This window comes from Leifsonia sp. EB41, from assembly GCF_041262565.1.
Classification (GTDB): Bacteria; Actinomycetota; Actinomycetes; order Actinomycetales; family Microbacteriaceae; genus Leifsonia.
The window spans coordinates 3,832,574-3,857,196 of record NZ_JBGCCJ010000001.1 but is presented as its reverse complement, the minus strand read 5'-3'; the positions used below and the strand labels follow the sequence as shown (position 1 = coordinate 3,857,196).

Genomic DNA, 24,623 nt, shown 5'->3' with positions numbered 1-24,623 from the left:
CGTGCGATCAGTGTCCGCTCAGTGCGGGAGCATCGCCTCGATGGGCCCGCGCGCGAAGTACACCAGGAACCCGGCCGCGACGATCCAGAGCAGCGGGCTGATCTCGCGCGCCTTGCCGGACAGCGAGCGGACGAGCACCCAGGAGATGAAGCCGACGCCGATGCCGTTCGCGATCGAGTAGGTCAGCGGCATGACGATGATCGTCAAGAACACCGGCAGCGTGCTGGAGAACTCGTGGAAGTCGATGTGGCGGATCTGCACCACCATCAGGGCGCCGACGATGACCAGCGCCGCGGCGGCGACCTCGCTCGGGACGACGCTCGTGAGCGGGGTGAAGAACATGGCGAGCAGGAACAGCACACCGGTGATGACGCTCGCGAAGCCGGTCTTCGCCCCCTCGCCGATGCCGGAGGCCGACTCGACGAACACAGTGTTGGACGACGCCGACGTGCCGCCGCCGACCACCGCGCCGACGCCCTCCACGATGAGCGCGGACTGCAGGCGCGGGAAGGTGCCGTCCTCGGCCGCGAGGCCGGCGCTGCGGGCCAGGCCGGTCATCGAGCCCATCGCGTCGAAGAAGTTCGTGAAGACGAGCGTGAAGACCAGCATGATGGCCGCGAGGCCGCCGATGCGGGCGAACGAGCCGAACAGGTCGAACTGCCCGACGAGGCTGAGGTTCGGCACGGACACGAACGAGGTCGGCAGCGCCGGGACGGAGAGGTTCCAGCCGTCCGGGTTCTTCGCCGAGGAGCCGAGGTGGAAGATCGCCTCGATGACGATGGCGACGACGGTCGCCGCGACGATGCCGATGAGCAGCGCGCCCTTCACCTTGCGCGCCATGAGCACGCCCATGATCACCAGCGCGATCAGGAACACCAGGGTGGGGAGGGTCGCGATGGACCCGGCCTCCCCGAGCTGCACGGGCGGCGAGGCCGACTTGGTGCTGCGCACGAAACCGCTGTCGACGAAGCCGATGAAGGCGATGAAGAGGCCGATGCCGACGGTGATCGCCGTCTTGAGCTGCGGCGGCACCGCGTTGAAGATCAGTCGGCGCAGGCCGGTGGCGGCGAGCAGCACGATGATCAGGCCGTTGATGACGACGAGGCCCATCGCCTCCTGCCAGGTGAGCACCTTGACGACGTTCACCGCGAGGAAGGAGTTGATGCCGAGGCCGGCCGCGAACGCGAACGGCAGCCGAGCGACCAGGCCGAACAGCACGGTCATGACACCGGCGCTCAGCGCGGTGACGGCCCCGACCTGGTCGAAGCCCAGCGAGTGCCCCGACACGTCCGGCGTCGAGCTCAGGATGATCGGGTTGAGGATGACGATGTACGCCATGGTCACGAAGGTCAGCAGGCCGCCGCGGATCTCCGTGGCCCACGTGGTGCCGCGGGCCGTGATCTCGAAGAACCGGTCCAGGCGCCCCGTGACGGTGGGCTTGGGCGTCGAAGTCGATGCGGAAATGGTGGTCTCCCGTAATATCGGTGGGGTTTGAGGTTCGTGGCGCATTCGAAGAGATGTCACAGCGCCGTACCAGCCTAATTCCCCTCCCGACACGATAAGGACACGAATGGCTCTGCCCTGGAAGCTGCACGGCGACGGAAAGAAGGTCGGAGCGCGGGAGGTCGTGCTCCCCGGCGAGCGGCTGACCTGGCCGCGCACGATCGGGCTCGGCGCCCAGCACGTCGTCGCGATGTTCGGCGCGACCTTCCTGGTGCCGCTGCTCACCGGCTTCCCGCCGAGCACCACGCTGCTGTTCTCCGGCGTCGGCACGATGCTGTTCCTGCTGGTGACGCGCAACAAGCTGCCCAGCTACCTGGGCTCCTCGTTCGCGTTCATCGTGCCGATCGTCGCGGCGACGAAGGCGCACGGGATGCCGTCGGCGCTGTTCGGCATCGTCGTCACCGGCCTCCTGCTCGCCGTCGTCGGCCTGATCGTGGTCGCGACCGGCACCAAGTGGATCGACGGGCTGATGCCGCCGATCGTCGCAGGCGCGATCGTGGCGCTGATCGGGTTCAACCTCGCGCCCGCGGCGAAGAACAACTTCATGGCGGCGCCGGTCACGGCGCTGGTGACGCTGGCCGCCGTCATCCTCTGCACCGTGCTGTTCAAAGGAATGCTGGGCCGGCTCTCGATCTTCCTGGGCGTCGTCGTCGGCTACGTCTTCGCGGTGTTCGCCGGCCAGGTCGACTTCAGCAAGATCGAGAAGGCGGCGTGGATCGGCCTCCCGCAGTTCACGTTCCCGGCCAACCCGTTCACGGACGCGGCGTCGACCTGGGGCATCCTGCCCGCGTTCCTCCCGGTCGTGCTCGTGCTGATCGCCGAGAACGTGGGGCACATCCGCGGTGTCGCGCAGCTCACGAACCCGTCGGTCAACAAGCTCACCGGCCGCGCACTGTTCGCTGACGGCCTGGCGACGACGATCGCCGGCTTCTTCGGCGGCTCCGGCACGACCACCTACGGCGAGAACATCGGCGTCATGGCCGCGACCCGCGTCTACTCGACGGCCGCGTACTGGGTCGCCGGCATCGTCGCCGTGCTGCTCGGCCTCTCCCCCAAGGTCGGAGCCGTCATCAACACCATCCCCGCCGGCGTGCTCGGCGGCGTGACGACCGCGCTGTACGGCCTCATCGGCGTCATCGGCGTGAAGATCTGGCTGGACAACAAGGTCGACTTCTCCAAGCCGGTCAACCAGTTCACGGCGGCGACGGCGCTCATCATCGGCATCGGCGACTTCACACTGAACGTCGGCCAGCTCACGTTCAACGGGATCGCCCTCGGCGCCATCGCCGCGATCGTCGTGTACCACGTCATGAACTCGATCGCGAAGGTGCGCGGGACCGCCTAGCGCCGTCAGTGGTGGAAGTACGGGATGATCAGGTACAGGCCGTAGAGGACAGCCAACGCGCAGAGCACGAAGCACGCGTAGGCGCCGGCCAGCGCGGCGCGCTTGCGGCCCTCGCTCACCGGCGGGCTCTTGCGCTGGGCCTTCTCGGCCTTCCGCTGGGCCTTGGCGGCCTGCTCCGGGGTGATCACGGTGATGGCGTCGGTGAACTCCGCCGGCTCCACGAACAGCGCGCGCCCGGCCACGGCGAGCAGCCGCGTGCCCAGGGCGTAGAAGCCGACGACCACGCATGCGCCGACCAGCGATGCGACGAACACGCTGAGGAACTGAAGGACGGCGCTCATGCGGGGTTCCTTCCGGTGCGCTCGCGCTTGAGCGGCTTGACCTTCCTGATCTTCACGACCCGGCCGGACTCGGCGACGTCGCTCTGACCCTGAACCGGGGCGGGCTCCACCGCGTCGGCGCTGGACACCTGGTTGCGGCGCGAGCGCCAGAAGATGAACGTGATCACGACGACGGCGATCACCGTGTCGATCAGGATGCCGACCAGGCCGAGCAGGCCGACGAACGCGGCGAGGGCGCCCACGAGGCCTGCCGCCGGGAGGGTCAGCACCCAGCCGGTGGCGATCCGGCCGGCCGTGCCCCAGCGCACCGACGCGCCGCGCCGGCCGAGGCCGGAACCGATCACCGAACCGGAGGCGACCTGGGTCGTGGAGAGCGCGAAACCGAGGTGGCTGGAGGCCAGGATGGTCGCCGCCGTGCTCGTCTCTGCGGCGAAGCCCTGCGCGGGCTTCACCTCGGTGAGGCCGCGGCCGAGCGTGCGGATGATGCGCCAGCCGCCGGAGTAGGTGCCGACCGCGATGGCGAGCGCGCACGCGACGACGACCCAGAGCGGCGGGCCGCTCCCGGCGGGCAGCAGGTTGGCCGAGATCAGCAGCAGGGTGATGACGCCCATCGTCTTCTGCGCGTCGTTGGTGCCGTGCGACAGGGCGACGAGCGACGAGGAGAAGATCTGGCCGTAGCGGAAGCCGCCGCGGCCGTCGGGGCGGCCGTCGTAGCGCCGGGTGATCCAGTACGCGAGCTTGGTCGCCGCCCAGGCGACCACACCGGCCGTGAACGGCGCGATGACCGCGGGGAGGACGACCTTCTGCACCACCACCGGGAAGTTCACGGACGCGAACCCGGCGCCGACGATCGCCGCGCCGATCAGGCCGCCGAACAACGCGTGACTGGAGGACGACGGGAGGCCGTAGAGCCAGGTCACCATGTTCCAGACGATCGCGCCGACCAGCCCGGCGAAGATCAGCTCCGGCGAGATCAGGACGCCGCCCGAGCCCTCGTTGATGATGCCGCCCGAGATGGTCTTGGCGACCTCCGTCGAGAGGAACGCGCCGACGAGGTTCAGGACAGCGGCGAGAGCGACCGCGACCTTGGGCCGCATGGCGCCGGTCGCGATCGGCGTCGCCATCGCGTTCGCGGTGTCGTGGAACCCGTTGGTGAAATCGAAGAAGAGGGCCAGCGCGATGACCAGCACGATGATGAGGGTGAGATCCACCGGCTTCTTTCTCGTGTGTCGACGGACGCCCGGCGAGTTCACCGGACGTTCATGCGGAGTGCCTGGCGCCGTTAAGCGACCGTGGTCATGTTTTCATGGCCGTCTCGGGCGCGTCAAACCACCGGCCGGTCGCTAGAGCCGGTCGACAGCCGTCACCCGGACGACCGCCACGCCGGTGCGGGCAGAGTCCGCCAGCAGCACCTCCGCGGCGATCCCCCAGTCGTGGTGGCCGGCCGGGTCGGCGAGGATCTGCCGCACCCGCCAGACCCCCTCCGCGGCGGCCGGTGTCTCGTCCACGACGATCATGGCCGCGGCCCGCGCCGACGCGTCCGTGAGGATCTCGTCGTGCTCGGCGTAGTAGGCCTCCAGCGCCTCGTCCCACTGCAGCTCGGTGAACGACGGCGTGGTGGCTTCGGCGAGCGCCGCCGCCTCGTTCTCGAGCGCGCCGAGCTCCTGCACCTTGTCGAGCGCCGCGAGCTGCACGCGCCGGAACAGCTCGTTGCGCACCAGCACGAAGAACGCGCGGCGGTTGGTGGTGACGTTCCGCGGGGCGGGCGGGGCGATCTCGCCACTCTCGGCCGCGTGCCGGGCGGCGTCGGGGTGCACCAGCTCCTCCCACTCGTCCAGGAGGCTGGAGTCGACCTGGCGGACCAGCTCGCCGAGCCACTCCACGAGGTCGCGCAGCTCCTCGGTGCGGAGGTCGAGCGGGACCGTCTGGCCCAGGGCGCGGTAGGCGTCGGAGAGATAGCGCAGAACGACGCCCTCCGAGCGGGCGAGCTTGTAGAAGGCGATGAACTCGCCGAAGGTCATCGCACGCTCGTAGAGGTCGCGGACCACCGACTTGGGGCTCAGCTCGAAGTCGGCCACCCAGGGCTGGCTGGAGGCGTAGGTGACGAACGCCTCGTGCAGCAGCTCGTCGTGCGGCTTGGGGTGCGTCACGGTCTCCAGCGCCTCCATGCGCTCGTCGTACTCGATCCCCTCGGCCTTCATCGCGGCGACCGCCTCGCCGCGCGCCTGGAACTGCTGGGCGGAGAGCACCGGCCGCGGGTCGTCGAGCGTGGCCTCCACGACCGACACGATGTCGAGCGCGTAGGTCGGCGACTCGGCGTCGAAGAGCTCGAACGCGGCGAGCGCGAAGGGCGACAGCGGCTGGTTGAGGGCGAAGTTGGGCTGGAGGTCGACGGTCAGGCGGATCTCGCCGTCCACGACCTCCACGACCCCGGCGGTGAGCAGCGAGCGGTAGAGGCCGAGCGCGCGGCGGGCGAGGGCGAGCTGGCGCTTCCAGGGCTCGTGGTTGTCGAAGACCAGGTCGCGGACGTGCCCGAAGACGTCGCCGCCGCGCCCGATCACGTTGATGAGCATGGCGCTGGTGATCTGCATGGAGGACGTGAGCGTCTCCGGGTCGGCCTCCACCAGCTTGCGGAAGGACGGCTCGCCCCAGGAGACGAACCCCTCCGGCGCCTTCTTCCGGACGATCTTGCGGCGCTTCTTCGGGTCGTCGCCCGCCTTCTCCAGGGCTTTGACGTTCTCGCTCTCGTGCTCGGGCGCCTGCACGACGACGGTGCCAGCGGTGTCGTAGCCCGCGCGGCCGGCGCGGCCGGCGATCTGGTGGAACTCGCGCGCGTTGAGCTGGCGCAGCCGGGTGCCGTCGAACTTGGTCAGCGCGGTCAGCAGCACGGTGCGGATCGGGACGTTGATGCCGACGCCGAGCGTGTCGGTGCCGCAGATCACCCGCAGCATCCCGCGCTGGGCGAGCTGCTCGACCAGCCGGCGGTACTTGGGCAGCATCCCCGCGTGGTGAACGCCGATGCCCTGGCGCAGCAGCCGGGAGAGCGTGCGGCCGAACGAGGTCGTGAACCGGAACTCCCCGATCAGCTCGGCGATGGCGTCGCGCTGCTCGCGGGTGGCGATCTTGGCGCTGGAGAGCGCCTGCGCGCGCTCCAGGGCGGCGAGCTGCGAGAAGTGCACGATGTAGATGGGCGCCTGGCCGGTGTGCAGGAGGTCTTCGACCGTGTCGTGGATGGGCGTCAGCTCGTAGTAGTAGTGCAACGGCACCGGGCGCTCGACACCCGTGACGGTGGCGGTCTCCCGGCCGGTGCGACGGCTCAGGTCCGCGGCGAGCGCCGTCACGTCGCCGAGGGTGGCGGACATCAACACGAACTGGGCGCGGTTCAGCACCAGCAGCGGCACCTGCCAGGCCCAGCCGCGGTCGGGGTCGGCGTAGAAGTGGAACTCGTCCATGACGACTTGCCCCACTGGCGTGTCCGCTCCCTGGCGCAGGGCGAGGTTGGCGAGGATCTCGGCGGTGCAGCAGATGATCGGCGCGTCGGCGTTGACCGAGGAGTCGCCGGTCATCATCCCGACGTTCTCGGCGCCGAAGACGTCGACGAGGGCGAAGAACTTCTCGGACACCAGGGCCTTGATGGGAGCGGTGTAGAAGCTGCGCTCGCCGCGGGCCAGCGCCGCGAAGTGCGCGCCCACGGCGACGAGCGACTTCCCGGTGCCGGTCGGCGTCGACAGGATGAGGTTCGAGCCGCCGACGATCTCGATGACCGACTCGTCCTGCGCCGGGTAGAGGGTGATGCCGGTGGACTCCGCCCAGGCGACGAACGCCTCGTAGACGGCGTCCTCGCTCACCGAGGAGGGGCCGGCCCAGCCGGGGAGGTCGTCGACGCGGAGGGAGGCCATAGGGTCCAAGCCTGTCACAGGCCGCGATGCTCGGCATATCCACCGGATCGCGCGCTTATTCTTCGGGTATGGGATCGCCTGTGTCTGCTGGGCCGGCCCGGCCGGAGAGGCCGGGGGCCGAGGGGTCGGGGCCGTCCGCGAAGCCGCGAGCCCCGTTCTGGCCCTCCGCCGCCGTCGGCGCCGCGAGCATCGTGGCCGGTGTCGGCGCCGCCGAGCTGCTGAGCGCGTTCTTCGTGCAGGACGGCAGCCCGATCCTCGTCGTCGGCGCACTCGTCATCGATCTCACCCCCGCCTGGGTGAAGAACGCCGTGATCGGCGTGTTCGGGACCGGCGACAAAGCGTTCCTCATCTCCTCCCTCGCCGTCGTGCTCCTCATCGGGGGCGCGCTGGCGGGCTGGGTGGAGCTGCGGCGGCCTCCGTTCGGCCGCATCCTGATCGGCATCGGCGGGGCGCTCGGCGTGTTCGCCGCTGTCACGCGCGCGGGATCCTCGGTGGTGAACGTCGTGCCGTCGGCGCTCGCGGCTCTGGTCGCCATCCTCATCCTGGGCTGGCTGGCCGACCTGCTGCGCGGCACCCGGCCGACCCGGATCGCCCCGGACGGCGAGGTCAGCCGCCGGCACTTCGTGACGGCGACCGCGGCGACCGCCGCCGCCGGGATCGTGGCGACGATCGTGGGTCAGGCCATCGCCACCGGCTACCGCGCCGCCTCCGCGGCGCGGGCCGCCTTCCACCTGCCGAAGCCCGCCGTCACCGCCCCGCCCGTGTCGGCCGCCGCGTCGTTCGACATCGCGGGCCTGGCCCCGATCATCACGCCCAACGCCGACTTCTACCGCATCGACACCGCGCTGCAGATCCCCGGCATCGACCCGTCGGCCTGGCGCCTGCGGATCACCGGCATGGTCGAGAAGGAGGTCGAACTCACCTTCGCCCAACTGCTCGCCCTGCCGCTGGAGGAGTCCGTCACCACGCTCACCTGCGTCTCCAACGAGGTCGGCGGCAACCTGATCAGCAACGCGAAGTGGCTCGGCCATCCTATCCGGCACCTGCTCGCCCGGGCGGGGCCGTCCGCCGACGCCGACATGGTGCTCTCCCCGCAGCCAGGACGGCTGGACAGCCGGGACGCCGCTGGAGGCGCTGACCGACGGCCGCAACGCCATCCTGGCAGTCGGGATGAACGGCCAGCCGCTCCCGCTGGAGCACGGCTACCCGGTGCGCATGGTCGTCCCTGGACTGTACGGCTACGTGTCCGCGACCAAGTGGGTGGTCGAGCTGAACGTCACGCGCTTCGACAAGGCGACCTCCTACTGGACCGACCGCGGCTGGTCGGAGCGCGGCCCGGTCAAGCTGGAGTCGCGCATCGACGTTCCGGCGGACGGGCATCAGGTGAAGGCGGGCACGGTCGCGGTCGCGGGCGTCGCCTGGTCGCAGCACGTCGGCGTGAGCGCCGTGCACGTGCAGATCGACGGCGGCGCCTGGCAGCAGGCCACGCTCGCCGACGCCATCTCGGCGGACACCTGGCGGCAGTGGAAGTACGCGTGGGACGCCACCCCTGGCTCGCACACGATCAAGGTGCGCGCCACCGACGCGCACGGCACCGTGCAGACCTCGAAGGTGCAGGACGTGATCCCGGACGGCGCGACCGGATTGCACTCCATCGGCGTGACCGTGGTTGGCTAGCGCCATGACCTCCCCCGACCGTCCGGCGCCGCTCGTGGCGCCCGGCCCTGCGCTGCCCTCGGAGCAGCGTGCGCGCTATGCCAGGACCGTCCAGCTCCCGGGCTTCGGGGAGGTCGCCCAGCGCCGCCTCCGCGCCGCCCGCGTGCTGGTGGTCGGCGCCGGCGGCCTCGGCTCCGCCGTGCTGCCGTTGCTGGCGGGCGCCGGGTTCGGGACGATCGGGATCGTCGACGACGACAGCGTGGAGCTCAGCAACCTCCCGCGCCAGACCATCCACCGCGAGCGCGACCTCGGCCGGCAGAAGACCGCGTCGGCGGCCGATGCGATCCGCGCCATCGACGCCGGCATCGACGTGCGGGTCTTCCCCGAGCGGCTCACCTCCTCAAACGCGCCGGGCATCCTCGCCGGCTTCGACCTCGTGCTCGACGGCAGCGACAACTTCCCGACCAGGTACCTCGTGGACGACGCGGCGCTCCTGGCGGGCGTGCCGGTGGTGTGGGGTGCGGTGCACCGGTTCGGCGGACAGGTCGGGCTGAGCTGGGCGGCTTTCGGGCCGCACTACCGCGACCTGTTCCCGGTGCCTCCCGAGCCCGGCAGCGTGCCGAGCTGCGTGGAGGCGGGCGTGCTCCCCAGCGTGTGCGGCGTGATCGGGTCGCTGATGGCGAGTGAGGCGACCAAGGTCGTGACCGGGGAGGGCGACCTCCTGCTCGGCCGGGTCCTGGTGCACGACGGGCTGCGCGGGACGTTCCGCGAGCTGCCGTACGCCGCCGACCCTGCGGCGGAGCCGGTGACGGAGCTGATCGACTACGAGCTGTTCTGCGGGCTCTCGCCCGTGCGGGCTGCTCCGGCGGCGGCCACCACCGTCTCCCCCGCCGACCTGGCCGCGCGACTGGCCGCGGGGAAGCCGCACATCCTCCTCGACGTGCGCGAGCCGTGGGAGGCCGACATCGCCGAGCTGCCCGGCTCGCTGCTGGTGCCCCTCGACGTCGTGGTGCGGGACGCGGCGGGCGTTGCGGAGCGGCTGGGCGACGACCCGCTCGTGATCATCTGCCACCTCGGCGTCCGGGCGGAGACCGCGCGGAGACTCCTGGAGGCCGCGGGCGCCCCCGGAGTGGTGCTGGAGGGCGGCCTGGACGCGTGGTCGCGCGAGGTCGACCCGTCCCTCTCCCGCTACTGAGGGCCTCGCACGTCCACAGGACCCGCGGGATACTGAACCCATGACCCCACCGCGCACCGTCGAGGAGCACGTCGATCACGTCAACCGCCTCCTGGAGCCGCTCTCTGCGCAGCCGGACGTGGAGACCGTCCTACTCGCCCACGCCGCCGGGCGCGTCGCCGCGGCGGACGTGCGGTCGGAGGTCGACCTCCCGCTGTTCCGCAACTCGCAGATGGACGGCTACGCGGTGCGCGCCGCCGACGTCGCCCGCGTGCCGGTCGCGCTCGAGGTGACCGGGGACGTCCCGGCCGGCCATGAGGTGCCGGTGACGCTGACCCCCGGCACCGCCATCCGGATCATGACCGGAGCGCCCGTGCCCAGCGGCGCTGACGCGATCGTGCCGGTGGAGGACACCGAGCTCGTCCTCGGCCGGGACGACGACCTGGCCGGCGCCGTGGTCGAGATCCGGCGCTCCCGCAAGCGAGGTGAGTACGTGCGCGAGCGCGGCAGCGACCTGGAACGCGGCGACGTGCTCGTCACCGCCGGCACCCGGCTGGCCGCGCGGCACCTGGCGGCGCTCGCGGCCGCGGGCGTCAGCTCGGTGGCGGTGCGGGCGCGACTGCGCGTCGCCGTCCTGACCACCGGCTCGGAGCTCGCGGCGCCCGGCCGGGGTGTGCGCTTCGGCCAGGTCTTCGACGCGAACGGCGTCGCCCTCGCCGCACTGGTCGAGGAGTCCGGCGCCGTCGTGTCGCTGCGGGCGAGCAGCAGCGACGACCCCGCGGCCTTCGCGCGCGTGTTCGACGCCGCGGTCGCCGCCTCCGACCTGGTCATCACCTCCGGCGGCATCTCGAAGGGCGCCTTCGAGGTGGTGCGGGAGGTGCTGCTGCCGCGCGGCGCGGAGGTCACCACGGTGGCGATGCAGCCGGGCGGCCCGCAGGCGACAGCGGTGGTCGACGGCGTGCCCGTGCTGTGCTTCCCCGGCAACCCGGTGAGCACGCAGGTGTCGTTCGCGGTGTTCCTGCGCGGCCCGCTGCGCCACGCGGCCGGGCTGCCCGCGCTGCCGGTGCGCCGCGTGCGGCTGGCCGAGTCCGTGCGGTCGGTGCCGGGCAAGCGCCAGTTCCTGCGCGGACGGGTCGGCGAGGACGGCGTCGCCCCGGTCTCCGGCCCCAGCTCCCACCTCGTCGCGGCGATGGCCACCGCGGACGTGCTGATCGACCTGCCCGCCGAGGCGGAGGCGGTCGAGTCGGGCGCGGACGTGACAGTCTGGACCCTATGAGCGAGCTCACCCACCTGGACGCCGACGGTCGCGCCCGCATGGTCGACGTCGGCGCGAAACCGGAGACCGACCGGGAAGCCGTCGCCCGCGGCCGGCTGGTGACCACGCCCGACGTGGTGCGCCTGGTCGCGGCGGACGACCTCCCGAAGGCCGACGTGCTCGCGACCGCGCGCATCGCCGGGATCGCCGGAGGCAAGCGCACGAGCGACCTCATCCCGCTCTGCCACCCGCTGCCGCTCAACTCGCTGCGCGTCGACTTCGCGCTGGACGAGGCGGCGGGCTCGATCGCGATCGAGGCGGTCGCGCGCACGCACGGGCGCACCGGCGTCGAGATGGAGGCGCTGACCGCGGTGGCCGTGGCCGGCCTGACGCTGCACGACATGGTGAAGGCCGTGGATCCCGCGGCGAGCCTGACGGACGTGAGGCTGGTGGCGAAGAGCGGCGGGAAACGCGGCGAGTGGCGCAGGGAGGGTGAGGAGAGCCCCAGCGCCTCGACGCAGGAACGCTCCTCGGTCCCGGCGCCCGCACGCTCCACCGCCGCCGTCGTGATCGTCGCCTCCACCCGCGCGGCCGCGGGCACCGCAGACGACACAACCGGCCCGGTCATCGCGTCCTGGCTCGACGCCCACGGCCTCCAGGCCGAGGTGCGCGTCGTGGCGGACGCCGACATCGCGCCGGCGCTGACGGCCGCCGTCGCCGAGCGCCCCGCCGTCGTGCTCACCACGGGCGGCACCGGGGTCGCTCCCGGCGACCGCACTCCGGAGGCCACCGCCGCCGTCCTCGACCGAGAGCTGCCGGGGCTCGCCGACGCGCTGCGGGCCAGGGGCGCGGCCTCCACCCCGCTCGCCGCGCTGAGCCGCGGACGGGCGGGCGTCGCCGGCCGCACGCTCGTCGTGAACCTTCCCGGCTCCCGAGGCGGCGTCGCCGACGGGCTCGCCGTCCTGGACGACGTCCTGACGCACCTCCTCGATCAGCTCGGCGGCGATACCGACCGCGGCCACGACGGAACGCGCCGATGAGCGCCGTCTTCGCCGACGTCTCCGACCGGCCGCTCGACCCGGCCACGCTGGACGCCTTCGTCTGGCGGCGCGAGGCCGGCGCCGTCGTGTCGTTCCAGGGCATCGTGCGCGACCACGACGGCGGCCGCTCGGTCGTCTCGCTCGACTACCGCGCGCATCCCGAGGCCGCCGACTTCCTCCGGCGCTGCTGCGAGGAGGTCGCCGAGCGCACCGGGCTGCGCGTCGCCGCCGTACACAGGGTGGGCTCGCTGACCATCGGCGACCTCGCGCTCATCGCCTCGGTCGCGGCCCCGCACCGCGCGGAGGCGTTCGCCGCGTGCGCCGAGCTCGTGGAGCGGATCAAGGCCGAGGTGCCGATCTGGAAGCGCCAGCACTTCGGCGACGGCGCGTCGGAGTGGGTCGGACTCTGAGCCGCGGCCTGCGCCCGGTCGATTTCCACGCTCCTGCCGGTCTAGAGTGGCCATTGTGCCGCAAATACGGATAAGGGACGCCGCGAGCTTCCTCGGGGTGAGCGACGACACCGTGCGTCGCTGGATCGACGCCGGGGTGCTCTCCAGCGCCAAGGACGAGGGCGGCCGCACGGTCGTGGACGGCCTGGAGCTCGCGCAGCTCGCCAAGCAGAACGCGGTGCTGCCTCCCGACCCGTCCGGTGTCGGCCGGTCGGCGCGCAACCGCTTCGTCGGGATCGTGACGGACATCGTCATGGACAAGGTGATGGCGCAGGTCGAGCTGCAGTGCGGCCCGCACCGCGTCGTGTCGCTGATCAGCAGCGAGGCGGTCCGCGAGCTCGGCTTGGAGCTGGGCTCGGTCGCCGTCGCGGTCGTCAAGGCCACCAACGTGATCGTCGAGACGGCGGGATCGCCGGAATGAGGAGCAGTCGAGTGAGCAGCTTCGTCGGTAGGCGCGTCGGGATCGTCGGGGCCGCGCTCGCGGCGGTGCTGCTCGCCGTCGCGGGATGCTCGGCGGACCCGGGATCGCAGACGCCGACGCAGACGCCGACCAAGCACGCCATCACCGGCACCGTCACGGTCTTCGCCGCGGCCTCCCTCACCAAGACGTTCACCGAGCTCGGGAAAGGCTTCGAGAAGGCCAACCCGGGCAGCACCGTCAGCTTCAGTTTCGGCGGCTCGTCCGACCTGGTGACCCAGCTCATCGCGGGCGCTCCGGCTGACGTGTTCGCGTCGGCGGACCAGAAGAACATGGACAAGGCCGTCTCCGGCAGCGTCGTCTCCGGCGATCCTGTCGACTTCGCGACGAACGTCCTCGCGATCGCCGTGCCTCCCGGGAACCCGGCCCACATCACGGGGTGGTCCGATCTCGCGAAGCCCGGTCTCAAGGTGGTCGTGTGCGCCCCGCAGGTCCCCTGCGGCGCGGCGACGGCGAAGGTCGAAGCCAACACGGGCGTCACGCTCAAGCCGGTCAGCCAGGAGTCGTCGGTGACGGACGTGCTCGGCAAGGTGTCGTCCGGGGAGGCCGACGCCGGCATCGTCTACGTGACGGATGTGAAGGGCGCCGGCAAGAGCGTCGACTCCGTGCCGTTCCCCGAGGCGAAGGACGTGGTCAACACCTACCCGATCGCCGCCGTCAGGCAGGGGCAGAACTTCACCGGGGGCGCGGCCTTCATCGCGTACGTGACCGGCCCGGAGGGCAGGAAGGTGCTCGAGGCCGCCGGCTTCGGGAAGCCGTGACGCGCCGCGCGGCGGGCGCGCGGCTGGGAACGGGGATCCCCGGCTGGGTGCTCATCGTCGCCGCCCTCGGCGCGCTGTTCGTCCTGCTCCCGATCGTCGCGATGGTCACGCGGGTGGACTGGACGCACTTCGTCACACTGATCACCTCGCCCTCGTCGGTGGACGCGCTGCTGCTCAGCCTGCGCACCTCGGTCGCGGCCACGATCGGATGCCTGGTGCTCGGCATCCCGATGGCGATCGTGCTGGCGCGGGTGCCGTTCCGCGGGCGCGCCCTGGTGCGGGCGATCGTGCTGCTGCCGCTCGTGCTCCCTCCCGTCGTCGGCGGCCTCGCCCTGCTCGCGCTGTACGGCAGGCGCGGACTGCTGGACGGCGCCATCCCGATCGCGTTCTCGACTCCCGCGGTGGTGATAGCGCAGACGTTCGTGGCGCTGCCGTTCCTGGTGCTGAGCCTGGAGGGCGCGCTGCGCACCACGGGCCAGCGCTATGAGGCCGTCGCGGCCACGCTCGGCGCGCGGCCGTCGAGCGTGCTGTTCCGCGTGACGCTGCCGCTCGTGTTCCCCGCGATCGTCTCCGGCTCGATCCTGTCGTTCGCGCGCGCCCTCGGCGAGTTCGGGGCGACGCTGACCTTCGCCGGGAGCCTGCAGGGGACGACGCGCACGCTGCCCCTGGAGATCTACCTGCAGCGGGAGACCGACCCCGACACCGCCGTCGCGCTGTCGCTGGTGCTGATCGCGGTCGCCATCGCGGTCGTCGCGGTGGCGCACGGTGCGGGCGAGCCGCTGCGGCGGAGGCCGCGTCCGGTGCGCGAGGCGGCATCGTGAGCCTCGACTTCGCGGCGACGGTCGCCGAGCGCGACGTCGACGTGGAGCTGCGGCTCGGCACGGGCGAGACGCTGGCGCTGCTCGGGCCGAACGGCGCGGGCAAGTCCACGGTGCTCGGGGTGCTGGCGGGCCTGATCCGGCCGGACACGGGGCACGCGACGCTCTCGGACGAGACGCTGTTCGACCTCCCGGCGGCCTGGCTGCCTCCGCACCGCCGCGGCATCGCGCTGCTCGCCCAGGACGCGCTGCTCTTCCCGCACCTGAGCGTGCGCCGGAACGTCGAGTTCGCGTCGCGGTCGGCGGGAGCGTCCCGGCCGGAGGCGCGAGCGAAAGCCGACGAGTGGCTGGAGCGCACGGGCGTCCACGCGCTGGCCGAGCGCCGGCCCGACGAGCTCTCCGGCGGGCAGGCGCAGCGCGTCGCCATCGCGCGGGCACTGGCCGCCGAGCCCGAGCTGATCCTCCTGGACGAGCCGCTCGCCTCCCTCGACGTGAGCGTGGCGGGCGAGCTGCGCGGGGTGCTGGCGGAGGTGCTCGCCGACCGCACAGCGGTCGTCGTGACGCACGACGCGCTCGACGCCTACCTGCTCGCGGACCGCGTCGCGGTCCTCGGCGGCGGCCGGGTGGTCGAGGAGGGCGCGGCGCGCGACGTGCTGACGCAGCCGCGGCACCCGTTCACCGCCGAGCTGACCGGCCTCAGCCTCCTCACCGGACGGCGCACGGCGACGGGCCTCGTCACCGACGACGGCCTGGCCCTCGACGGAACGCCGACAGCGCCGATCGCGGAGGGCCGGCCGGTGACCGCGGTGGTGCGGCCGTCGACCGTCGCCGTGCGGGTCGGCGCGCCGCTGGAGGGCGCGGCCGGCATCGCCGCGACCGTCACGGCTCTGGAGCCGCGCGACGACCTGGTGCGGATCCGGACGGACCGGCTCACGGCGCTGGTCCCTGCCGCGGTGGTCGCGGAGCTCCGGCTCACCGCAGGCGCACGCGTGACCCTGACCGTGCCGCCGGCCGAGGTCCGGATCTCCCCCGCCTAGGAGCCGAGCTTCATCCCCGCGGTGGAGTAGCCGCCGTCGGGGTTCGCCGACGGCCGCGGCTCGCCGAACGCCGGGTTCGGCTTTCCCGGGAGACTCTGCGGCGTCACCCGCACCCGCGCTGCTCCGACGATCGCGACGACGCACGCCGCCAGCAGCACGACCCCGGCGACCACCAGCGCCAGCCCGAACACCGCCCCGTGCGTCAGCAGCACGACACCGAACGGCAGCGTCAGCCACGTCCCGATCGCGGTGAGGACGGCCGCGACCACGAGCGCCGCGGACCTCCCCTGCCGTCGCCGTACGGCCTCCAGGTCCCGCAGTTGCACGCTCATGTGTCCCCCCTCGCCGCAGCCTAGCGGAGCGCGCGCCGAAGATTCGGCACGAATGTCGCGTTTGCGGCCGGCATTCGGCACATTCGTGCCGAATGTCACCCCCCGGCGAACGGCGGGAGCACGTCGACGCGCTCGCCGACAACGGCGTCAGGGTCGCGCGACACGACGCCGTCGACCAGGAAGGACCCGTTGCGCAGGACCAGCCGCATGGCCTCCCCGTAGCGCGCGTCCAGCAGCTCGCGGAGGGCGCCGACCGTCGGCGTGCCGAGGGAGACCCGCTCCTCCTCGCGTCCGGCGGCCTCCTCGGCCGCCGCGAAGTAGCGGACCAGGATGGTGCGCTCAGCCACCGATCGCTCCCATGCTCCGCACCGGCGGGACGAAGCCGGCGGCGTCCATCCCGTGCCCGGACTGCTTGCCCCACATCGCGCCGCGCCACCAGCGGGCCAGCTCGGCGTCGTCCGCGCCGCCGCGCAGCAGCGAGCGCAGGTCGGTCTCGTCGTCGCCGAACAGGCACGAGCGCACCGTGCCCTCGGCGGTGATCCTGGTGCGGTCACACGCCGAGCAGAACGAGCGGGTCACCGAGGCGATGATGCCGACCGTGGCGGGACCGCCGTCGACCAGCCACTCCTCGGCGGGGGACGACGGGTCGTCGGGTCGGCCGGCCTCCACCAGGTCGAACCGGGTGCGGAGGACGGCGAGCAGTTCCTCGGCGGAGACCATGTTGTCGCGCAGCCAGGTGTGGTCGGCGTCGAGCGGCATCTGCTCGATGAAGCGCAGCCGGCAGCCGTGCTCCAGGGCCCAGGCGAGGAGGTCGGGGGCGCCGGCGAGGGTCTGCCGCATCATCACGGCGTTGAGCTTGAGCGGCGTCAGCCCGGCGGCATGCGCGGCGGCGATCCCGGCGAACACGGCGGGCAGCCGGTCGCGGCGGGTGAGCGCGGCGAAGTGTTCGCGGTCGACGGTGTCCAGCGAGATGTTCACCCGGGTCAGCCCCGCGGCGACGAGCTCACGGACGCGGTGGTCGAGGCCGATGCCGTTGGTCGTGATGCTGAGGTCGATGCCGGGAGCGGCGGCGGCCGAGAGCCCGATGATCTCCGCGAGGTCGGCGCGCATCAGCGGCTCGCCCCCGGTGAAGCGCACCTCGCGGATGCCGAGGTCGTGCACGCCGATCCGCACCAGCCGGGCGATCTCCGCCGGGGTCAGCAGGTCCTCCCGCGGGATGGCGGGCAGGCCCTCCGCCGGCATGCAGTAGGTGCAGCGCAGCGAGCACTTCTCGGTGACCGACACGCGCAGGTCGCGCGCTACGCGGCCGAACCGGTCCACGAGGCCCGAGACGTCCGGACGGCCGTCCAGGCTCGGCGCGGCAGCGCTCGCCTCATCCCGCAGCGACGCGCTGCGCGGGAGCCCGAGATTCACCGCCACCATGTCCTCACCCTAGACCGCCCGGCCATAGACCAGCGCACGGCGACTGGAATATGCTCCGCGCATGGGAATCATCTCGTCCGGCTTCCTCGGCCGGCGCAGAACCGAGGACCCCCGCCTCCCACCGGGGCAGTACGTCACGGAGGGCTTCCCCGTCCTGTCCGCCGGGCCGACCCCGCGCGTGGCGAAGGAGGACTGGGCGTTCACCATCACGACCGAGAAGGGCGTGGTGCACCGCTGGAGCTGGGACGAGTTCCTGGCCCTCCCGCAGGCCGACGTCGGCACCGACATCCACTGCGTGACGAGCTGGTCGAAACTCGGGACCTCGTGGCGCGGCGTCGCGCTCGACACGCTGTTCGAGAACGTCGACACCGACTACGAGTACACGATGGCGCACTCCTACGGCGGCTACACGACGAATGTTCCATTGAAGGACCTCCTCGACGGCAAGGCCTGGGTGGCCCACACGTTCGACGGCGCCGACCTCCCGCCGGAGCACGGCGGCCCCGCACGCCTGCTGGTGCCGCACCTGTACTTCTGGAAGAGCGCCAAGTGGGTCAGCGGGCTGGAGATGCTGCCGCAGGACCAGCCGGGCTTCTGGGAGCAGAACGGCTACAACCTGTACGGGGACCCCTGGAAGGAAGAGCGCTACTGGTGAGCACCGCCTGGCGGGTGGCGGAGGTCGTGGCCGCGCACGGGGAGACCGCGACGGCCCGCACGATCCGGCTGCGCATCCCCGGGCTCGCCGGGCACCTCGCGGGTCAGCACGTCGACGTGCGGCTCACCGCGCCGGACGGCTACCAGGCCGTGCGGTCGTACTCGATCGCGTCGGCCTCCGGAACGGGCGGCCTGGCGGCGGACGAGCTGGAGCTGACGGTGGAGGAGCTTCCGGACGGCGAGGTGTCGCCCTACCTCGTCCACGGCCTCGCGGTGGGCGACCAGTTGGAGGTGCGCGGCCCGGTCGGCGGCTGGTTCGTCTGGCGGGCGGGCGACGACGAGCCGGTGCAGCTGATCGCGGGAGGCTCCGGGGTCGTTCCGCTGATGTCGATGGCCCGCGCGCACGCCGCCGCGGCGAGCGCCGCGCCCTTCCGGCTGCTGTACTCCGCCCGGACGCCGATGTCGGTCTACTACCGCGACGAGCTGATGGCCCTCGGCGAGGCCTCCGCGCCGCTGACCGTCGACTACGTGTACACGCGGGAGGCGCCCGCCGGCTGGCCGGTCGCGGCGGGCCGGCTGACCGCGGAGGCGCTCGGCGCGCTCGTCGTGCCCGCCGCGGACGCCCCGCGGTTCTACCTGTGCGGGTCCACCCCGTTCGTCGAGGCCGTCTCGGGCTGGCTGGTCGACGCCGGCCACGACCCGGACCGCATCCGCACCGAGCGCTACGGCGGGATCGGAGGGGCAGCGTGAGCGACATGGACTACCTGGACGGCAACGCCGCGGCGGGACTCCTCTCGGAGGTCTTCGCGGTCGACGTGACCGTGGCGCGCGGCAAGTGCGCACACTGCGGCGACGTGTCGGTGATCGCGCGGGCGCACCTCTGGCCCGACGACCACGGGATGGTGCTGCGCTGCCGCATCTGCGGCGACGTGATCGCGATGGCGACCGAGCGCGACGGCAAGCTGTGCCTCGACCTCCGCGGTCTGGACTGGCTCGAATTGGAGGTGTGACGCCCCTCAGCGGGCGGTCATCCGCTCCCCGTACAATCGTCCGGTGCCAGAATCACCTGCGAGCCTCGACCCCGACGACCTCGCGACCACCCTCCGCGTCCTCGCGCAGCTCCACGAGCTCGACCAGGAGCACCCCGACTTCGTCTCCGTCCGTCGCGCGACCGCGCACATGTTCAAGGCCGTCAAGCAGGCCAGGCGGCGCGAGCTGCGGGAGGCCGAGCTCGCCGCCGACCGCGCCGTGATCGCGGCGACCGCCACCGGCGCGCCCGACCGCATCGACGACGAGACCCGCGGCCGCGACCTGACCTCCCCCACCGCCGGCTCCGCGACGGCCGGCACACTGATCAACTCGCAGGCCTGCTACATCTGCAAGCAGCACTACACCGAGGTGGACTGGTTCTACCACCAGCTCTGCCCGTCCTGCGCCGCCTTCAGCCACGCCAAGCGCACCGCCCGCACCGACCTGACCGGCAAGCGCGCGCTGCTCACCGGAGGCCGCGCCAAGATCGGCATGCACATCGCGCTGCGCCTGCTGCGCGACGGCGCCGACCTCACCATCACCACGCGCTTCCCGCGCGACGCGGTGCGCCGGTTCTCGCAGCTCCCCGACGCGAAGGACTGGCTGCACCGCCTCCGCGTCGTCGGCATCGACCTCCGCGACCCGGCCCAGGTGATCGGCCTCGCGGACTCCGTCGCCGCCCGCGGCCCGCTGCACGTCCTCATCAACAACGCCGCGCAGACGGTCCGCCGCTCCCCCGGCGCCTACTCGCTCCTCGCCGAGGCCGAGTCGCACCCGCTGCCCGACGGCCCGCTCCCCGAGCTGGAGACCTTCGGCCACACCGCCGACCCGCACCCGCAGGCGCTGGAGGCCTCCGTCGCCGCCCACCCGCTGCTGTCGTCGGCGAACGTCCACGGCACCGTCGCCGAGCTGGTCGGCGCGGCCGCCCTCACCGCGAACGACCTCGCGTCGGCCGCGATGACTGCGGGCTCGTCGTCGCTGGAGCGCCACCACGACGGCACTGCTATCGACGCGGGCGGCCTCGTGCCCGACGTGCAGCGCGTGAACACCTGGACCAGGGCCGTCGGCGGCATCGACCCGCTAGAGCTGCTGGAGGTGCAGCTCTGCAACACGACGGCGCCGTTCATCCTGATCGACCGCCTCCGTCCGTCGCTGGCCGCCGCGGGCCGTTCGTACGTGGTGAACGTCTCGGCGATGGAGGGCGTCTTCGGCCGCCGCTACAAGGGCGCGGGCCACCCGCACACAAACATGGCGAAGGCCGCCCTCAACATGCTCACCCGCACGAGCTCGCTGGAGATGTTCGAGACGGACAACATCCTGATGACGAGCGTCGACACCGGCTGGATCACCGACGAGCGCCCGCACTACACGAAGGTCCGCCTCGCCGAGGAGGGCTTCCACGCCCCGCTCGACCTGGTCGACGGCGCCGCGCGGGTCTACGACCCGATCGTGCGCGGCGAGTCCGGCGAGGACCTCCACGGGGTGTTCCTGAAGGATTACAGATCGTCCGCGTGGTGACGCCCGCCGCCTGACTATACTTTTCCAGGCATCGCGGGGAGGCCGGTGAGGACCTTCCCGAAGGTCTTCCGGGCGCGCGCGTGCAGAACGTACAGTGAGCACGAACGCGAACGAAGGGCAGTCGATGTCGAGCACCACCCCGTCCGGTGACAAGGCGCAGGGCACCGGCCCCGGCGCCACGGACGATCCCGCTTCGCAGCCCGCCCCGGCCGAGCTCGGCGGCAGCGCTCCGCGGCTGGTCCGGCCGCAGGAGCCCATCCCGATCCCCGGTCAGGCGCACCCGCTGGCTTCGGCAGCGGGCGGCAGCAGGTTCAAGCACTGGCTGCTGCGCGGCATGGTGGACGAGCGCGGCACCCAGACGGGCCCGCACGGCCAGAACCCGGAGCACCTGCACTCGTGGTGGCGGGTCATGTGCCTCACCGGTCTCGACTACTTCTCGACCCTCGGCTACCAGCCCGCCATCGCGGCCCTCGCGGCCGGACTGGTCTCGCCGTTCGCGACCCTCGTGCTCGTCGCGCTGACCCTGCTCGGCGCCCTCCCCGTCTACCGCAGGGTCGCGCGCGAGAGCTTCCGCGGCTCCGGCTCGATCGCGATGCTGGAGCGGTTCCTGCCGTGGTGGGCCGGCAAGCTGTTCGTCCTCGTGCTGCTCGGCTTCGCCGCGACGGACTTCATGATCACGATCACGCTGTCCGCGGCCGACGCGACAGCGCACGCGATCGAGAACCCGTTCGCGCCCTCCTGGTTCCACGGCAACAACGTCATCATCACGCTGGTGCTCATCACCCTGCTCGGCGCGGTCTTCCTCAAGGGCTTCCGGGAGGCGATCGGCATCGCCGTCGTGCTCGTCGCCGTCTACCTCGCGCTCAACGTCGTGGTCGTGACGACCTCCATCGTCCAGGTGTTCGAGCACCCCACCGCCATCACCGACTGGTGGGACGCCCTCTTCGTCTCGCACGGCAACCCGCTGCTCATCGTCGGCGTCGCGCTGCTGGTGTTCCCGAAGCTCGCGCTGGGCCTCTCCGGCTTCGAGACCGGCGTCGCCGTCATGCCGCAGATCAAGGGCAAGCCGAACGACGACCCGAACTATCCTGAGGGCCGCATCCGCGGCGCCGGCCGGCTGCTCACCACCGCCGCTCTCATCATGAGCGCGTTCCTGATCACGTCGAGCTTCACGACCACGCTGCTCATCCCGCAGAGGGAGTTCCAGGCCGGCGGCGCCGCCAACGGCCGTGCCCTCGCCTACCTGGCGCACGAGTACCTGGGCAACGGCTTCGGCACGGTCTACGACATCAGCACCATCCTCATCCTGTGGTTCGCCGGCGCCTCCGCGATGGCCGGCCTGCTCAACCTGGTGCCGCGCTACCTCCCCCGCTACGGGATGGCGCCGCAGTGGGCGCGCGCGGTGCGGCCGCTCGTGCTGGTGTTCACCGCGATCGCCTTCCTGATCACGGTGGTCTTCGACGCGAACGTCGACGCCCAGGGCGGCGCGTACGCCACCGGCGTGCTGGTGCTGATCACCTCCGCGTCGCTCGCGGTGAGCCTGTCCGCCTGGCGCAAGAAGCAGCCGAAGCGCACGGTCGTGTTCGCGATCATCACCGCGATCTTCGTCTACACGACCATCGACAACATCATCGAGCGCCCGGACGGCCTCCGGATCGCGACGCTGTTCATCATCGGCATCCTGATCGTGTCGATCGTGTCGCGCGTCGGGCGGTCGTTCCAGGTGCGCGCGACGAGCGTCACCTTCGACGTGTCGGCGCTCGACTTCATCCTGGAGGACGCCGAGGAGGGCGAGATCCGCATCATCTCGCACGAGCCCGACGTCGACACCACGAAGGAGTACGAGGAGAAGAACAAGGACGAGCGCCGCTTCAGCCACATCCCGCAGCGCTCGCGGACCATCTTCCTCGAGGTCATGAAGTCCGACTCGTCCGACTTCGAGGAGGATCTGGTCGTGCACGGCGTCGTCAAGTACGGCTACCGCGTGCTGCAGGTGAAGAGCGGCAACGTTCCGAACACCATCGCGGCCGTCCTGCTGGAGATGCGCGACATCACCGGAGTGGTGCCGACCGTCTACTTCGAGTGGACGGAAGGCAACCCGATCTCGAACATGTTCCGCTACCTCATCACCGGCGTCGGCGAGGTCGCCCCGGTGACCCGTGAGGTGCTGCGCGAGGCGGAGAAGGACGTCAAGCGGAGGCCGGCCGTCCACGTGGCGTGACGCCGGGCCACACTGACGCCGGGCCACAAGGCTCTCTCCGTCAGGGCGCCTGTGTGGCACCATGTGCGCATGGACACCCACGCGGTCTTCGAGACGGTCGGGGTCGCCTTCGAGTTCGCGGGCGTCGCCGCCCTGGCGGTCGGCTTCGTCGTGGCGCTCGCGATCGCCCTCGCAGTCTGGGTGCGCACGCGCAGCGGCACGGACGCCTTCCGCACGCTGCGCGAGTCCTTCGGCGGCGTCATCCTGCTGGGCCTGGAGCTGCTGGTCGCGGCCGACCTGGTCAAGACCGTCACGTCGAATCCGACGCTCGCCGACGCGCTGGTGCTCGGCATCATCGTGATCATCCGCACCATCCTGAGCTTCTCGCTGCAGGTGGAGATCGACGGCGTCGCGCCCTGGCGCCGCGCCTTCGTCACCGGGCCGGAGGTGCTGGCGCGGGCGGCCAGGAAGGCCGGCTCGGCGGGCGCGCCCGACCGGCCGTAGGGCTCAGTCTCGGGGGCTCAGTCGCGCTCGGAGCGCGCCGCGCGCTCGGCGTTGCGCTGCTTCACGCGCGCGTTCTCGGCGTGCACCTGCGCCTGCGTCGCGCGCTCGGCGACCAGCCACTCCGGCTTCTCCTCCAGCAGCGTCTTGATCTCGGCCGTGGTGAGCGGCTCGGTGACGCCGGCGCGGGCCAGCCCCGAGTTGCTCACGCCGAGCTTGTGGGCGACGACGTCGCGCGGGTGCGGGCCGTCGGCGCGGAGGGCGACCAGCCAGGCGGGCGGGTTCGCGGTCAGCTCGTCGAGCTCGGTGCGGCTGATCTCGCGGTCCTGGAAATCCTCCGGCGCCGCCGACAGCAGGATGCCGAGCTTCTTGGCTGCGGTGGCCGCCTTCATGGTCTGGGGCTTCATACCGTCAAGGGTATCGTCCGCGCGCCGCCCGGCCGGACGGTAGCCTGGCGTGCATGGCCTCCCGCTTCGCCCTCGCCTTCCCGCTCGGTGTCACGATCGGCAAGTGGACGCGCGTGTTCGCCGAGCGGCAGCCCGACGTGGAGCTGGTGGCGCGGCCGTCGGCGGACCCGCTCGCCGCGCTGGCGGCCGGCGAGGCCGACATGGTGTTCGCGCGCGACGCCCCGGCCGACGACGACCGGCACCTCATCCCGCTCTACACCGAGGACGTCGTGGTCGTGATGCACCACGAGCACCTGCTGACGCTGGAGGAGAAGCTGCACCTGGCCGACCTCGACGGCGAGCCCCTGCTCACCGGCGAGCCGTCCGAGGCGTTCATGCGCAGTGTGGCCGCGGGCGACGGCATCGCGCTGCTGCCCGCCTCGGTGGCGAAGGCCCTGCGCCGCAAGGACGTCACCGCGATGCGGCTGGAGGACGGCCCGGTCTCGCAGGTCGGCCTCGCCTGGCCGCGCGACGGCCAGCATCCGCTCGTGGACGAGTTCATCGGGATCGTGCGTGGTCGCTCCGCCCACAGCTCGCGCAACCCGGACGTGGCCGCGACAGAGGCCGAGCGCTCGGCTCGGGACGCGAAAGCCGCCAAGTCCGCGAAGATCGCCGCCACCCAGTCCGCGCGCGCCGCCAAGCGCGCCGCCGCCGCCAAGCGCTCCACCGGCAAGCGCCCCCGCCCCAAGCGCTGACCGCGCATCCACCTGACAGGACACGCCGTCTCACCGCCGCGCGAGACGGCGTGTCGTGTGAGGTGGATGG

Annotated in this window: 24 protein-coding genes and 1 pseudogene; 17 read left to right on the top strand and 8 right to left on the bottom strand. The window is 72.0% G+C overall.

Going from position 1 to position 24,623, the window contains the following annotated elements:
- Nucleotides 1-18: 18 nt before the first annotated feature.
- Complete coding sequence (locus ABH923_RS19020; protein WP_370056963.1) at nt 19-1,509, bottom strand: NCS2 family permease; 1,491 nt, start codon at nt 1,507-1,509, stop codon at nt 19-21.
- A 61-nt stretch (nt 1,510-1,570) separates the two neighbouring features.
- Between ABH923_RS19020 and ABH923_RS19015 the strand changes: the two genes are divergently transcribed.
- Nucleotides 1,571-2,848, top strand: a complete 1,278-nt coding sequence (locus tag ABH923_RS19015; RefSeq protein WP_370056962.1) for a uracil-xanthine permease family protein — start codon at nt 1,571-1,573, stop codon at nt 2,846-2,848.
- A 5-nt stretch (nt 2,849-2,853) separates the two neighbouring features.
- On the opposite strand, the gene ABH923_RS19010 is transcribed toward ABH923_RS19015, so the two are convergent.
- The 3 genes from ABH923_RS19010 to ABH923_RS19000 all read right to left on the bottom strand — a co-directional run bounded on the left by ABH923_RS19010 (nt 2,854) and on the right by ABH923_RS19000 (nt 7,088).
- Nucleotides 2,854-3,189: a peptidase gene (locus ABH923_RS19010; protein ID WP_370056961.1), complete on the bottom strand. Its 336-nt coding sequence runs from the start codon at nt 3,187-3,189 to the stop codon at nt 2,854-2,856.
- Nucleotides 3,186-4,400: an anion permease gene (locus ABH923_RS19005; RefSeq protein ID WP_370056960.1), complete on the bottom strand. Its 1,215-nt coding sequence runs from the start codon at nt 4,398-4,400 to the stop codon at nt 3,186-3,188. Before ABH923_RS19005 ends, ABH923_RS19010 begins: the two co-directional genes overlap by 4 nt.
- A 132-nt stretch (nt 4,401-4,532) precedes the next feature.
- Nucleotides 4,533-7,088, bottom strand: coding sequence for a DEAD/DEAH box helicase (locus ABH923_RS19000; RefSeq protein WP_370056959.1), 2,556 nt, complete (start codon nt 7,086-7,088; stop codon nt 4,533-4,535).
- A 68-nt stretch (nt 7,089-7,156) separates the two neighbouring features.
- On the opposite strand from ABH923_RS19000, the pseudogene ABH923_RS18995 reads away from it, so the two are divergent.
- From ABH923_RS18995 to ABH923_RS18955, 9 genes and pseudogenes are all read left to right on the top strand, one after another.
- Nucleotides 7,157-8,765: pseudogene (locus tag ABH923_RS18995) on the top strand (molybdopterin-dependent oxidoreductase).
- A gap of 4 nt (nt 8,766-8,769) precedes the next feature.
- Nucleotides 8,770-9,939 (top strand): ThiF family adenylyltransferase, encoded by a 1,170-nt coding sequence (locus tag ABH923_RS18990; protein WP_370056958.1) that lies wholly within the window; start codon nt 8,770-8,772, stop codon nt 9,937-9,939.
- Nucleotides 9,940-9,979: 40 nt separating this feature from the next.
- Nucleotides 9,980-11,194 (top strand): gephyrin-like molybdotransferase Glp, encoded by a 1,215-nt coding sequence (glp, locus tag ABH923_RS18985; RefSeq protein WP_370056957.1) that lies wholly within the window; start codon nt 9,980-9,982, stop codon nt 11,192-11,194.
- The gene (gene moaCB, locus ABH923_RS18980; protein WP_370056956.1) at nt 11,191-12,213 is read left to right on the top strand and encodes a bifunctional molybdenum cofactor biosynthesis protein MoaC/MoaB; all 1,023 of its coding nucleotides are present in this window, start codon (nt 11,191-11,193) and stop codon (nt 12,211-12,213) included. Before glp ends, moaCB begins: the two co-directional genes overlap by 4 nt.
- Nucleotides 12,210-12,623, top strand: a complete 414-nt coding sequence (locus tag ABH923_RS18975; protein WP_370056955.1) for a molybdenum cofactor biosynthesis protein MoaE — start codon at nt 12,210-12,212, stop codon at nt 12,621-12,623. The genes moaCB and ABH923_RS18975 overlap by 4 nt, the downstream gene beginning before the upstream one ends.
- Nucleotides 12,624-12,678: 55 nt before the next feature.
- Nucleotides 12,679-13,083: a molybdopterin-binding protein gene (locus ABH923_RS18970; protein WP_370056954.1), complete on the top strand. Its 405-nt coding sequence runs from the start codon at nt 12,679-12,681 to the stop codon at nt 13,081-13,083.
- Between the two features lie 11 nt (nt 13,084-13,094).
- The gene (gene modA, locus ABH923_RS18965; RefSeq protein ID WP_370056953.1) at nt 13,095-13,901 is read left to right on the top strand and encodes a molybdate ABC transporter substrate-binding protein; all 807 of its coding nucleotides are present in this window, start codon (nt 13,095-13,097) and stop codon (nt 13,899-13,901) included.
- On the top strand, nt 13,898-14,722 hold the full coding sequence (locus ABH923_RS18960) for an ABC transporter permease (protein WP_370056952.1): 825 nt from the start codon (nt 13,898-13,900) through the stop codon (nt 14,720-14,722). The genes modA and ABH923_RS18960 overlap by 4 nt, the downstream gene beginning before the upstream one ends.
- Nucleotides 14,719-15,756, top strand: coding sequence for a sulfate/molybdate ABC transporter ATP-binding protein (locus ABH923_RS18955; protein ID WP_370056951.1), 1,038 nt, complete (start codon nt 14,719-14,721; stop codon nt 15,754-15,756). Before ABH923_RS18960 ends, ABH923_RS18955 begins: the two co-directional genes overlap by 4 nt.
- On the opposite strand, the gene ABH923_RS18950 is transcribed toward ABH923_RS18955, so the two are convergent.
- The 3 genes from ABH923_RS18950 to moaA all read right to left on the bottom strand — a co-directional run bounded on the left by ABH923_RS18950 (nt 15,753) and on the right by moaA (nt 17,510).
- On the bottom strand, nt 15,753-16,088 hold the full coding sequence (locus ABH923_RS18950) for a hypothetical protein (protein ID WP_370056950.1): 336 nt from the start codon (nt 16,086-16,088) through the stop codon (nt 15,753-15,755). The two genes, ABH923_RS18955 and ABH923_RS18950, sit on opposite strands and share 4 nt — an antisense overlap.
- 95 nt (nt 16,089-16,183) lie before the next feature.
- Nucleotides 16,184-16,435, bottom strand: coding sequence for a MoaD/ThiS family protein (locus tag ABH923_RS18945; RefSeq protein WP_370056949.1), 252 nt, complete (start codon nt 16,433-16,435; stop codon nt 16,184-16,186).
- Nucleotides 16,428-17,510 (bottom strand): GTP 3',8-cyclase MoaA, encoded by a 1,083-nt coding sequence (gene moaA, locus ABH923_RS18940; protein ID WP_370056948.1) that lies wholly within the window; start codon nt 17,508-17,510, stop codon nt 16,428-16,430. Before moaA ends, ABH923_RS18945 begins: the two co-directional genes overlap by 8 nt.
- Before the next feature lie 61 nt (nt 17,511-17,571).
- On the opposite strand from moaA, the gene ABH923_RS18935 reads away from it, so the two are divergent.
- The 6 genes from ABH923_RS18935 to ABH923_RS18910 all read left to right on the top strand — a co-directional run bounded on the left by ABH923_RS18935 (nt 17,572) and on the right by ABH923_RS18910 (nt 23,415).
- Entirely contained in the window at nt 17,572-18,165 is a 594-nt protein-coding gene (locus ABH923_RS18935) for a sulfite oxidase-like oxidoreductase (protein WP_370056947.1), read from the top strand.
- Nucleotides 18,159-18,914 (top strand): ferredoxin reductase, encoded by a 756-nt coding sequence (locus ABH923_RS18930; protein ID WP_370057394.1) that lies wholly within the window; start codon nt 18,159-18,161, stop codon nt 18,912-18,914. The genes ABH923_RS18935 and ABH923_RS18930 overlap by 7 nt, the downstream gene beginning before the upstream one ends.
- A gap of 5 nt (nt 18,915-18,919) precedes the next feature.
- A complete protein-coding gene (locus tag ABH923_RS18925; RefSeq protein ID WP_370057393.1) occupies nt 18,920-19,174 on the top strand; it encodes a DUF6510 family protein in 255 nt (84 codons plus the stop codon).
- A gap of 43 nt (nt 19,175-19,217) precedes the next feature.
- Nucleotides 19,218-20,711, top strand: coding sequence for an SDR family NAD(P)-dependent oxidoreductase (locus ABH923_RS18920; RefSeq protein WP_370056946.1), 1,494 nt, complete (start codon nt 19,218-19,220; stop codon nt 20,709-20,711).
- Between the two features lie 334 nt (nt 20,712-21,045).
- Nucleotides 21,046-22,932: an amino acid transporter gene (locus tag ABH923_RS18915; RefSeq protein WP_370057392.1), complete on the top strand. Its 1,887-nt coding sequence runs from the start codon at nt 21,046-21,048 to the stop codon at nt 22,930-22,932.
- A 69-nt stretch (nt 22,933-23,001) separates the two neighbouring features.
- Nucleotides 23,002-23,415: a DUF1622 domain-containing protein gene (locus tag ABH923_RS18910; protein WP_370056945.1), complete on the top strand. Its 414-nt coding sequence runs from the start codon at nt 23,002-23,004 to the stop codon at nt 23,413-23,415.
- Nucleotides 23,416-23,432: 17 nt separating this feature from the next.
- Here ABH923_RS18910 and ABH923_RS18905 read toward each other — a convergent pair whose 3' ends face one another.
- The gene (locus ABH923_RS18905) at nt 23,433-23,819 is read right to left on the bottom strand and encodes a DUF5997 family protein (protein WP_370056944.1); all 387 of its coding nucleotides are present in this window, start codon (nt 23,817-23,819) and stop codon (nt 23,433-23,435) included.
- 53 nt (nt 23,820-23,872) lie between these two features.
- Between ABH923_RS18905 and ABH923_RS18900 the strand changes: the two genes are divergently transcribed.
- A complete protein-coding gene (locus ABH923_RS18900; protein ID WP_370056943.1) occupies nt 23,873-24,553 on the top strand; it encodes a LysR family substrate-binding domain-containing protein in 681 nt (226 codons plus the stop codon).
- Nucleotides 24,554-24,623 lie beyond the last annotated feature (70 nt).